5 protein-coding genes are annotated in these 12,591 nt (G+C 51.2%); all 5 read right to left on the bottom strand.

All coding sequences use genetic code 11. The annotated features are described in order from the left end of the window. Nucleotides 1-496: 496 nt before the first annotated feature. Entirely contained in the window at nt 497-4,066 is a 3,570-nt protein-coding gene (locus tag D3H35_RS12565) for a carbohydrate binding domain-containing protein (RefSeq protein ID WP_158594080.1), read from the bottom strand. Nucleotides 4,067-4,335: 269 nt separating this feature from the next. After that, nucleotides 4,336-5,532 carry a carbohydrate binding domain-containing protein gene (locus tag D3H35_RS12560; RefSeq protein WP_119149685.1) on the bottom strand — a complete coding sequence of 399 codons (1,197 nt, stop codon included), beginning with the start codon at nt 5,530-5,532 and terminating at the stop codon, nt 4,336-4,338. Between the two features lie 23 nt (nt 5,533-5,555). Next, complete coding sequence (locus D3H35_RS12555) at nt 5,556-7,913, bottom strand: M6 family metalloprotease domain-containing protein (RefSeq protein ID WP_119149684.1); 2,358 nt, start codon at nt 7,911-7,913, stop codon at nt 5,556-5,558. Between the two features lie 227 nt (nt 7,914-8,140). Then, nucleotides 8,141-11,719 carry a carbohydrate binding domain-containing protein gene (locus D3H35_RS12550; RefSeq protein ID WP_158594079.1) on the bottom strand — a complete coding sequence of 1,193 codons (3,579 nt, stop codon included), beginning with the start codon at nt 11,717-11,719 and terminating at the stop codon, nt 8,141-8,143. A gap of 222 nt (nt 11,720-11,941) precedes the next feature. After that, a complete protein-coding gene (locus D3H35_RS12545; RefSeq protein WP_233567901.1) occupies nt 11,942-12,589 on the bottom strand; it encodes a LysM peptidoglycan-binding domain-containing protein in 648 nt (215 codons plus the stop codon). Between the last annotated feature and the right edge of the window lie 2 nt (nt 12,590-12,591).

Below are 12,591 nucleotides of genomic sequence, written 5' to 3'. Positions count from 1 at the left end.
CGGCACAGTGGGAGCTCGTACCACTGTCGAGCGTTTGGACTCACCATTCGCCGAATGTATGGGAGCTCGTACCACTGTCGAGCATTCGGACTCACCATTCACTGAATGTGTGGGAGCCCGTACCACTGTCGAGCGTTTGGACTCACCATTCGCCGAATGTATGGGAGCTCGTACCACTGTCGAGCGTTTGGACTCACCATTCGCCGAATGTATGGGAACTCGTACCACTGTTGAGCATTTGGACTCACCATTCGCCGAATGTATGGGAGCTCGTACCACTGTCGAGCGTTTGGACTCACCATTCGCCGAATGTATGGGAGCTCGTACCACTGTCGAGCGTTTGGACTCACCATTCGCCGAATGTATGGGAACTCGTACCACTGATGCTCATCCGAAAGCGCCTCTATCAAACCATAAAATAGGGCTCTCCCACCGGTTCAAAATGACCTGTGGGAGAGCCCTATTTATTGCTTACTCTTCTGCTCAATCTCTACAACTATTGATCCTTCCAACGCTGAACGGTAATGTTAAGCGTCTGTGCTCCGCCTGATGTCGTGAACGTGCGGTTGGCAATATCCGTACCGTTGCTGTTCGCTTCCACGCCTGCCCATGAACCTTTCGTCACCTTGAAATCAAAGCTTGTCCCGGAGGCGATAGACAGCGTGATGCTGTACGTACCGTTCGTATTCTTCGTCAGCTTGTAAGCGGAATCGTTCGTGCTCCATCCGTTCAAGCTCGACGCTAAGTAAAGATCAGCGTTTGACGGCGTGTTCGACGGCGCCGTTACGACGATTGTCAAGCTGTCCACCTGCGGCAAGCCGCTTGTTATGGTTCCGTTCACGAACGTCGAGACGCCCGTATTGAAGTAATAACTCGTTCCGCCATTGTTGTCCCAATTGCCGTTGCCGTCGTTGAACGCGACCCGTACTCCTGTTGCCGCACTCAGAGGAATCGTAATCTTACTGTATCCGGCAAACTCGGACTGCGTCATAAGCACGCCAGGAGTCGTCGTCCAGACTCCCGGTTCCGGCTGGTAATGAATGTACGGCGCAGCAAAGCCTCTCTTGTAATAGATCGTCGCCGTATTGCCCGCCGATGAATCTGTCGTTACCGTTATGGCATTGCTCGCTGAAGACACATTGTTCTTCGCGTCCTTCGCTTTCACCGTGAACGTATAGGCCGTATTAGCCGTCAATCCTGTCGCCGAGTAGTTCGTCGTCGTCGAAGTGCCGATGAGTGCCGAGCCCCGGTAAATCTCATACCCCGTTACGCCGACATTGTCGGTCGAAGCCGTCCACGTCAAGATGACCGTCGTATCCGACTTGCTGTTCGAAGAAAGGTTCGTCGGAGCCGTTGGCGGCTCGGTATCCGGCGCTCCGCTTACGATCGTGCCCGCGTTGTACGTCGACGTGCCTGCCGGGAAGAAATAGTTCGCCCCGTTGTTGCTGTCCCACGTGCCGCTTCCGTTGTTGAAGCACGCTTCCAGCTGCGTTGCCGTGCCGATATTGATCGTGATCTTGTTGTACCCCGCAACCTCCGCTGCCGGGATCGCTACGCCGGGAAGACTTGTCCACGTTCCGTTCAATTTGTAATGAATGTAAGGAGTCGTATAGCCCTGCTTGTAGTAAATCGTAACGACGTTGCCTGTCGGAGCGTTCGTCGTCACCGTAATCGCACCGCTTGCTGTCGACACGTTCGCAGCCGCATCCTTCGCTTTTACCGTGAACGTATACGCGGTGCTAGCAGACAGTCCCGTGACGGTATAGCTCGTACTCGCAGTCGTTCCTACCTTCGTCGTTCCTTGATAGACGTCATAGCCCGTTACGCCAACGTTATCGGTTGAAGCGGTCCACGACAAGCTGACCGTCGTATCCGTCTTGCCGGTCGACGCCAGGTTCGTTGGAGCGGTAGGCGCTTGCGTATCGGGAAGTTCGGTGTACACGACGCCATTGTCAAGGACATTGATGCCTGGTGAGAAAATATAATTATTTCCGTTGTTATCGTCCCAAGTTCCCGATCCGTCCGTGATTTTCGCCTGAATAGCGTTCGGAATATTCCCTACCGTAATGGTAGCTTTGCTATAACCGGGAATTTCGGACTGTGACATGGCAGTCGAATACCAAACTGAATCCTTGAAAAAGCTATTGTAATGAAGGATAGGATTGGACAGACCGCGTTTGTAGTAAACGATAATCTGATCGGGTCCGCTCGTTGTCGAAACAGTAAACGTGCTTGCGCCCGATTCGTTACCCGACAAATCTACCGCTTTTACCGAAACCGAATAACTTGTATTCTCACTCAACATACCAAATTTAAACTGATTGATTTCCTGAGAGTCCAAATAATAACCGTTTTGATAAATTAGATAATGATCGAAATCGGATTCCGTTGAAGGACTCCAGGTCAAGGACGCTGTAGAAGCCGTCTGGTAAGAAGAAACTAACCCCGTAGGGGCTGCGGGAGCCGTATTGTCGTAATCGCCATAAACATTGACAGTCATGTTTTGACTGCTCGCAGAATTGACGTTGACTCGAATGCCCGTGTACTTTTTGCTGTAACCATCAGCCGCGCGGAACCGGTCGCTGTTCGGCGCAGTCGACGGACCGAATTGCGTACCTCCGCCAGTTCGGTATAACGGATCCCAAGGCTGCCCGTATACCAGATCTACCCACCGACGGTTATCATCGGAGTTGCTGCCTCTGGAATCATCGATTTGCCAAATGGCAATACCGCCGCTCACTGCGGATAAACTGGCATCATAGCCTTCTAACTGTCGATTTTCCACGAGAAAATATTGCTCGGGAACTGCCGTAGGCAGCTTCAGTACATTATATCCGCCGGTAAGGAGCGACTTCATCGTATACGCAGTGCTCGTATTGGGTTTAACGACCGTTGGCTGTACGAATCCGAGCCTCACCTTGCTCCAAGCATCCAATTGCGTCGGCGTCACCCCGGAATATTCTCCTGATAACGCACCCCAGCTTCCCGAAGCCATCAGACTGAAAGACCCGATACCTGAGCTGCTGCCGTCAGTATCGTACAGATCCGGCAGCCCCAGCATGTGTCCCAACTCATGCGCAAGTATCCCGATTGTCGCCTTGTGTGTTCCATGCATCTCACCTTGTTGCGTGTATCCGGCACCGACACTATAACTGCATAGTTGTTTTCCGTCCAGAGTGGGGATTAAGCTTCCATATAAGAAACCTTGGTGCCCCCATACACTTGGATTGGAGCCCGTATCGCCGTAACTTTCCTCTTTTCCCGCCAAAATAGTAACTATTTGAAGCTCGTCGTTAGCGATATAACCGTCTCCATTTGTATCGTAGCTGGCGTAGTCGATATACGAATCCGCGGCGGTCAACGCATCCTTAACAATAGTTTTGCTATTATTGGATGTCTCCTTGTTGGCGTGAGCGTAATTCAAAGTCACTTTGACAACGCCGTCATTGGAAGTGCCCGACGACTCCGTAGCCGGGAGAAACGTCAGAAGACCGTTCGAAACGTCGCGGTAGTAGTTGCGAACCGTCTTGCCAGTCGTCCCGAAGAAAGTGGTGCTCCAGTCCGCATCCGAATATTGCATGCTGACATTCGAGAATTGAACCAGCAGCACTAGAATTTTCTGATTTCCGGTCGTGCTCATCGCGCTTAAAGCGGGACTGCCGCTGTTGTGCAATTCCGAGCTCTCTGCAAAAATTCCTGATTGCGCAGGTCCTTCGAATACTTCCGGATGCAGTTCGTTTAATTGCTGCAGATCGGCTTGATCGATAGCGGACGATGGCTTCGCGTCGATGCCGAATTTGCTGCCGCTTGCTTTAGGAGCATTGGCTCCAATTTCCGCATAATTCCAATACTTTTGATTGTCTCTGATGAGAATATCGCCTACCGCTGTCACTGCCCAATTCAAATGCTCGTCCCCTTGCAACCTTGCTTGGAACGTGACGCCGGACGGCTGCGTGAACGTCTGCAAATCCGTTCGCGCAGGAGCAGCCGAAGCTATGCCTCCCGCACATAGAGCAGTCAATAGAAGAAACGAAAACAAGTACAGCACTCGGTAAACATTTTTCATGGGTACATCCGCTCCTTTTGTCATTTGATATGCAACCGTTTGCACGATCATTTCCAGATTAGCACAATGTATCCATACAAAATGTTATTTTATCAATATTTTAGGTAAATTTTGTCGAATCTTTAACAACAGACGAAGCTTGATTTGCCTCCAACGCTGCCAAAAATGTTTTATAAAAGATAAAAAACGACATGCGATCATTCCGCATGTCGTTCGTTGTCACTAAAATAAATCAGGATATTGCCGGCTGTTGCCTTCTAAATTAGTTGTTATTGATCCTTCCAACGCTGAACCGTAATGTTAAGCGTCTGCGCTCCGCCAGATGTCGTGAACGTACGGTTGGCAATATCCGTGCCGCTGCTGTTCGCTTCCACGCCTGCCCAAGAGCCTTTGGTCACCTTGAAATCAAAGCTTGTCCCGGAGGCGATGGACAGCGTAATGCTGTATGTGCCATTCGCATTTTTCGTCAGCTTGTACGCGGAATCGTTCGTGCTCCAGCCGTTCAAGCTCGACGCCAGATACAGATCGGCGTTCGACGGCGTATTCGACGGCGCCGTTACGACGATCGTCAAGCTGTCCGCCTGAGGCAAGCCGCCTGTAATGGTGCCGTTCACGAACGTCGACGTGCCTGCATAAAAGTAATAGTTGGTTCCGCCATTGTTGTCCCAATTGCCGTTCCCGTCATTGAACGAGACCCTCAGGCCCGAGGCCGTACCTAATTGAATAGTAATTTTGCTATAACCGGCAAATTCGGAATTGGTCATGGCCACGCCAGGCGTAGTCGTCCAGCTTCCCGGATCCGGCTGGTAATGAATATACGGCGTAGCAAAGCCTCTCTTGTAATAAATCGTCGCCGTATTGCCCGACGTTAGGTCCGTTGTCACGGTAACGGCATTGCTCGCTGACGACACATTGTTCTTAGCGTCTTTCGCTTTAACTGTGAATGTATAGGCCGTGTTCCCCGTCAACCCTGTTGCCGTATAGCTCGTCGTCGTCGAGGTTCCGATGAGTGTCGACCCCCGGTAAATCTCATACCCCGTTACGCCGACATTATCGGTCGAAGCCGTCCACGACAGGCTGACCGTCGTATCCGACTTGCTGTTCGAAGAAAGGTTCGTCGGAGCCGTTGGCGGCTCGGTATCCGGCGCTCCGCTTACGATCGTGCCCGCGTTGTACGTCGACGTGCCTGCCGGGAAGAAATAGTTCGCCCCGTTGTTGCTGTCCCACGCGCCGCTTCCGTTGTTAAAGCACGCTTCCAGCTGCGTTGCCGTACCGATATTGATCGTGATCTTGTTGTACCCCGCAACCTCCGCCGCCGGGATCGCTACGCCGGGAAGACTTGTCCACGTTCCGTTCAATTTGTAATGAATGTAAGGAGTCGTATAGCCCTGCTTGTAGTAAATCGTAACGACATTACCTGTCGAAGCGTTCGTCGTGACTGTAATTGCACCGCTTGCCGCCGACACGTTCGCAGCCGCATCCTTCGCTTTTACCGAGAACGTATACGCTGTGCTCGGGAGAGCCCCGTAACGTTATAGCTAGCGCTCGCGGTCGTTCCTACCTTCGCCGTCCCTTGATAGATGTCATAGCCCGTTACGCCAACGTTATCGGTTGAAGCGGTCCATGACAGGCTAACGGTCGTATCCGTCTTGCCGGTCGTCGCCAAATTCGTTGGCGCGGCAGGCGCCTGCGCATCGGCGCCGTTCGGAAGATCGCTGCTTACGAAGCCATTGGCGATTACATTGACTCCCGGCTCGAAAAAATAACCTCTGCCGTTAGCATCGTCCCATTCCCCGGATCCGTTCTGAATTTTACCGGCAATAATGGAGCCGTTAAGTCCCGATACCGGAATAATAATTTTGTTATATCCGGCAATTTCCGCTTGCTGCATCGATTCATAATGCCAAATTTCGTCCCCGTAAATTCGGCTGTAAGAAATGTTCGGCGCAGCAAAGCCGCGCTTGTAATAAATGATAATGTTGTCTTCGTTAGATGTGGTCGCTGTATGGGCTGTGCCTACTGCAGATATATTTCCTGACCGATCTACCGATTTGACGGAATACGTATACGTCGAATTGGCTTGCAGATATAGCCCTTTAAACTGAGTAGAATCGGTATCAATGATAAAATTGCCGTTCGAATATACTTTATAATAATCCGTATCCGTACTCGTTGACGGATCCCAAGAAAATCCGACTGACGAAGCGGTCGTATACAGCGTGGTCATCCCGACCGGAGCCATTGGAGGCGTATTGTCGTAAGTGCCGCTGACATTGACGACCATATTCGACGAGCTTGAGCTCGCCACGCTGAGCTGAATGCCGGTATTGCGTTTATCGTATCCATTGCCCATAGCATATCTGTTGCTATTAGGAGTTGTCGTTGGCCCAAAGTCGGTTACGTTGCCCACGTAATAATAGGGATTGTTGCTGTTAAAAAATTTTAGGTCAACCAGTCTGCGATTGTCGTCGGAATTGACGGGCTGGGTATCGTCGATTTGCCAAATAGCAATTCCGCCGTTCACGGTTAGACTTGCGTCGTATCCTTCTTTTTGCCGATTTTCAATTAAAAAGTATTGCTCGGGCACCGATGTAGGCAGCTTCACTACGTTATATCCGCCGGTCGATATGGACTTCAGCGTATACGGGGTGTTCGACGCAGGTTTGGCGATAAGCGGGTCGACAAAACCGAGCTGCACCTTGCTCCACGCATCCATGTGCGTCGGTGTCGTTCCGATATATTCTCCGGTCAAGCTAGCCCAGCTTCCGAAGGCCATTAGACTATGTTGTCCGACTCCAGTGCTGCTGCTATCATAATCATAAAGGTCGGGAAGACCTAACATATGACCGAGCTCGTGCACAAGAATGCCGATCGTCGCTCGGTGGTTGCCGTGCCGTTCGCCTTGCTGCGTATATTTTCCGCCCTTGAATTCATTGCAAATAATTTTGCCGTCAAGCGTAGCGCTGTTCTCGTCGCTCAAGCTCCAAGTAACTCCCCAAGCGGTCAAATTGGTATCGCCGTAACTCTCTTCGTATCCGGCCAAGATCGTAACGATGTGGAGTTCATCGTTCGAAATAGCGCCATTCCCGTTCGTATCGTAGCTTGCAAAATTAATATAAGGATCTGCCGCGACCAAGGCATCGTGAACAATAGCGTTGCCTTGATTGAAATCTATCTTGGCGGCATGGGCATAATTCAAAGCCACTTTGATTACACCGTCGTCAGCGGTGCCCGACGACTCTGTTGCGGGAAGAAACGTCAGCCGACCGTTCGAAATCTCGTTATAGTAATTTCGTACCGTTTTGCCAGTCGTTCCGAAGAACGTATTGCTCCACTCCGATTCCGAATATTGCATTCCGATATTCGAGAATTCGACGAGCAGCACCAATATTTTTTGATTGCCGGTTGCACTAACGCTTTGTTGTAAAGACGGTCCATTATTTTGCGACCCAGCGTTATTGTCGATTTTGACGCTGCTATCGAGCGCAGGCGCTTTGAATTCCTCGGGATGCTCATCGAATAATTGCTCCATATCCGCTTTGTTAATAGCGGATGAAGGCTTCGTGTCCATTCCGAATTTGCGGCCGCTCGCTGTCGGGCGATTCTCCTCGAGCTCCGCGTAATTCCAATAATTATTGCTGTCCCTTACGAGGATTTCACCGCTTGGCGTCGCCGCCCAGTTAAGAAACTCGTCTCCTTGCAGTCTAGCTTGAAATTGAACGCCAGACGGTTGCGTAAACGTCTGCAAATCCGTTCGTGCGGGAGCGGCCGACGCCAAGCTGCCCATGCACAATCCTAGCAGCAGCAAAAATGAAGATACCCCCAACACTTTGTACAGCCTTTTCATCCGGAAACCTCTCTCCCTTTTCAAATGGCGCAAACGTTTTCTTATTTGCGCAATTTCCAGAATAACACATTTTTATGTCGTAATTTGTAGTTTTTTAAAAACTTTAAGCATATTTTAAAATTAATACCTTTTATAGACGACGATTTCCTTTGCAAAAAGCTCCTTCAGTGTCTTATTGACCTGAAGGAGCTTCTCTTTGCTATACTATTCTATCTCTATTTCTACCGTTATTGATCCTTCCAACGCTGAACGGTAATGTTGAGCGTCTGCGCTCCGCCCGATGTCGTGAACGTGCGGTTGGAAATATCCGTGCCGTTGCTGTTCGCTTCCACGCCGGCCCATGAACCCTTCGTCACCTTGAAATCAAAGCTTGTCCCGGAGGCGATATAAAGCGTAATGCTGTACGTGCCGTTCGTATTCTTCGTCAGCTTGTAAGCGGAATCGTTCGTACTCCAGCCATTCAAGCTCGACGCCAAGTAAAGATCGGCGTTCGAAGGAGTGTTCGACGGCGCCGTTACGACGATCGTCAAGCTGTCCGCTTGCGGCAAGCCGCCTGTAATGGTGCCGTTCACGAAGGTCGACGTGCCTGCATAGAAGTGATAATTCGATCCGCCGTTATTGTCCCAATTGCCGTTACCGTCGTTGAACGCGACCGACAAAGCGGATGCCGAACCGAGTTGAATCGTAATTTTGCTATATCCGGCAAACTCGGAGCTCGTCATAGCTACGCCAGGTGCAGTCGTCCAGCTTCCCGAGTCCGGCTGGTAATGAATGTAAGGAGTTGCGTAGCCTCTCTTGTAATAGATCGTCGCCGTATTGCCTGTCGACGGGTTCGTCGTTACCGTAATGGCATTGCTTGCGGACGATACGTTATTTTTTGCGTCCTTCGCCTTGACCGTGAACGTATAGGCGGTATTGGCCGTTAAGCCCGTTGCCGTGTAACTCGTCGTCGTCGAAGTGCCCAGCAGCGAAGAGCCTTGGTAAATCTCATATGAGGTTACGCCGACGTTGTCGGTCGAAGCCGTCCACGACAAGCTCACCGTCGTATCCGTCTTACCCGTCGATGCGAGGTTCGTCGGAGCCGTTGGCGGCTCGGTATCCGGCGCTCCGCTTACGATCGTGCCCGCGTTGTATGTCGAAGTACCTACCGGGAAGAAGTAATTCGCCCCGTTGTTGCTGTCCCACGTGCCGCTTCCGTTGTTGAAGCACGCTTCCAGCTGCGTTGCCGTGCCGATGTTGATCGTGATCTTGTTGTACCCCGTCACTTCCGCAGCCGGGATCGCTACGCCGGGAAGGCTTGTCCACGTGCCGTTCAGCTTGTAATGGATGTATGGAGCCGTGAAACCTTGCTTGTAATAAATCGTAACGACGTTGCCTGTCGCAGCGTTCGTCGTCACCGTAATCGCGCCGCTCGCAGCCGATTCGTTCGCAGCCGCATCCTTCGCTTTTACCGTGAACGTATACGCGGTGCTAGGCGACAATCCCGTAACGGTATAGCTCGTGCTTGCAGTCGTTCCTACCTTTGTCGTTCCTCGGTAGATGTCATAGCCCGTTACGCCGACATTATCGGTCGAAGCGGTCCACGACAAGCCGACCGTCGTGTCTGTCTTGCCGGTCGACGCCAGGTTCGTCGGCGCTGTCGGCGCTTGCGTATCGGTTTCGGGAAGCTCGGTGTAAATGACGCCATTGTCGAGAACATTGATGCCTGAAGTGAAATAATAGTTGGATCCGCCTCTATCATCCCAATTTCCCAAACCATCCGTGATTTTCGCCTGAATACCGTTCGGGATGTCCCCTACCGGAATAATAGCTTTGCTGTATCCGGCAATTTCGGATTGCAGCATGGTAGTCGAATACCATATCGCATCCTTGTAATAGCTGTTGTAATGGAGAATAGGATTGGACAGCCCGCGTTTGTAGTAAACGATAATTTGATCGGGTCCGCTCGTCGTCGAGACGGTAATCGCGCTGGCGGGCGATTCGTTCCCCGACAAATCTACCTCTTTTACCGAAAACGTATAACTTGTGCTCGTATTTAGCATAACGTACTTAGCTGTCGTCGTTTCTTGCGCATCCATGTAATAGCCGTCTTGATAGATAACATAATGATCGAAATCCGGTTGCGTAGACGGGTTCCAGGACAACGCCACCGAAGAAGCCGTCTGGAAAGTAGAAGTTAATCCGGAAGGCGCAGCGGGAGCCGTATTGTCGTAATCGCCGTACACGTTGACAACCATACTCTGACTGCTCGAAGAGTTGACATTAACTCGTACGCCCGTATATTTTTTGGCGTAGCCGTTAAGCTCGCGGAATCGATCGCTGTTCGGCGTAGTCGTCGGTCCGAACTGAGTTGCGCTTCCCGAATGGTACAAGGGATCGAAGAATTGTCCGATTTTAAGTTCTACCCACCGACGGTTATCATCGGAGTTGCTGCTTCTCGAATCGTCGATTTGCCAGATGGCAATACCGCCGCTTGCCGCGGATATGCTGGCATCGTAGCCTTCCAATTGCCTATTTTCCACGAGGAAGTATTGCTCTGGAACTGCTGTTGGAAGCTTTAGTACGTTGTACCCGCCGGCAAGCAGCGACTTCAGCGTATAAGCAGTGCTCGTGCTCGGCTTGACAACCGTCGGTTGAACGAATCCGAGCTTCACTTTGCTCCACGCATCCATTTGCGAAGGAGTCGTCCCGGAGAACTCTCCCGGCAACGAACCCCAGCTTCCGTGAGCCATGAGGCTTAAGGTCCCGATTCCGTAGCTGCTTCCGTCGGTATCGTACAAATCCGGAAGACCGAGCATATGTCCGAGCTCATGCGCCAAAATTCCGATTGTCGCCATATGGGAGCCGTGCATTTCGCCTTGCTGCGTATATCCGGCATCGACGATGTAGCTGCACAGCACTTTTCCGTCCAAAGTAGGACTTAGGCTTCCGTACAGGAATGTTTTGTGCCCCCATACGCTCGGATTCGTGCCCGTATCGCCGTAGCTTTCTTCCTTTCCCGCCAAAATGGTCACGATTTGAAGCTCGTCGTTCGCGATATAGCCGTCTCCGTTCGTGTCGTAGCTGGCGTAGTCGATATAAGGATTCGCCGCGGTCAGCGCATCTTTGGTGATCGTTCTGCCGGTATCGGATGTCTCTTTGTTGGCATGAGCGTAGCTCAAAGTGACTTTGACCACGCCGTCATTGGCAGTGCCTGAAGACTCCGTCGCCGGCAGGAAGGTCAAATTGCCGCCTGAGATGTCATTGTAGTAAGTGCGCACCGTCTTGCCGGTCGTTCCAAAAAACTGGTTGCTCCAGTCCGCGTCCGAATTCAGAATGCTGACATTCGAGAATTGAACGAGCAGCACCAATATTCTTTGAGTGCCGGTCGCGCTGATCCCGTTAATGGAAGGGCTCCCGCCGCTTTGGGATTCGGAGCTCTTCAAGGAAATTCCTGGCGCCGGAGCCGGCGCTTCGAACGCTTCCGGATGAAGCTCGTTTAATTGCTGCAGATCGGCTTGGTCGATAGCCGACGACGGACGCACATCGATTCCGTATTTGCGGCCGCTTGCTTTCGGAGCGTTGCTTCCGATTTCCGCATAGTTCCAATATTTTTGATTGTCTTTAATAAGAATATCGCCCGTTGGCGTCGTTGCCCAGTTCAAGTTCTCGTCACCTTGCAGCTTCGCCTGGAACGTGACGCCCGACGGCTGCGTAAAGGTCTGCAAATCCGTTCGCGCCGGAGAAGCCGACGCCAAGCCTCCAATGGCTAGAGCAGCTAACAACAAAAACGAAAACAAGTACAACAATCGATAATGCCTTTTCATTCGTTCATCCACTCCTCTATTTTTGGTATGCAAACGTTTGCGCATTTGCTGTTTCCAGAATAACACATTTTATGCATCCATAATGTAGTTTTTTTGATGTTTTAGGTAAATTTTGTCGGACATTTTATAAACATAATGAAATGTTCAAGTTCGTATTTATTTGTGAACGCTGTCAAATTCGTACAATAAAAAAACGACTAGCGGTCATCCCGCTCGTCGTTTTTATTGGAATTGATTTGGAAACTGCTTGACTATACCGTCAGTGAAAACATCCGCCATCATCAATGCTTGCTGCTCGATTTTGTCATAATCCGAAATATCGGCGGCGAAGTTTTGATTAAGCCGGTTAACGGCTTCCGACTTGGTCAACCGCAAATGCTCGTGCATCATTTTCGCGACATCGTTTTTTGGCCAGTACGGGTTGATGCCGCTCAAAAATACCGCAATTTCGTCCGCGTTGGCGTACCATCTTTTCTCCGCATCCGCGGTGGCCGCCGTATCGCCGGCTTTAGCCGCTTTGACCAGTTGATCCGCTATGACAAGATGCTGGGTCATCAGATCGTTAAAGCGCGACGCGACCTGATCGCCGTAATACCGCCTGAATACCGCAGCCATATCCGGCGCGTTCCGGAGAAGCCGCTGCGTAACCAACGCTTCGTCCTTCAAATCAGATGCAATGCTGATGATGAGCATGCGGGTCCATGCGACGTGCTCTTCCCACAGCATTCGAAACTCGTTGCGCAGATCCGATTCGGCCTGGCTAATGCATCCTTTCGACGACCTGCCGAATATCCGTGAATCGCATGGAAACGACATCGGGTAGGCGACATAATAATACGGCGCGGCTGCTTGCCAAACATAAGGATACAAAG

Source organism: Cohnella faecalis (assembly GCF_003570905.1).
Classification (GTDB): Bacteria; Bacillota; Bacilli; order Paenibacillales; family Paenibacillaceae; genus Cohnella; species Cohnella faecalis.
Note: the sequence above shows the minus strand (reverse complement) of the source record. Positions and strands in the feature narration are given on the sequence as shown.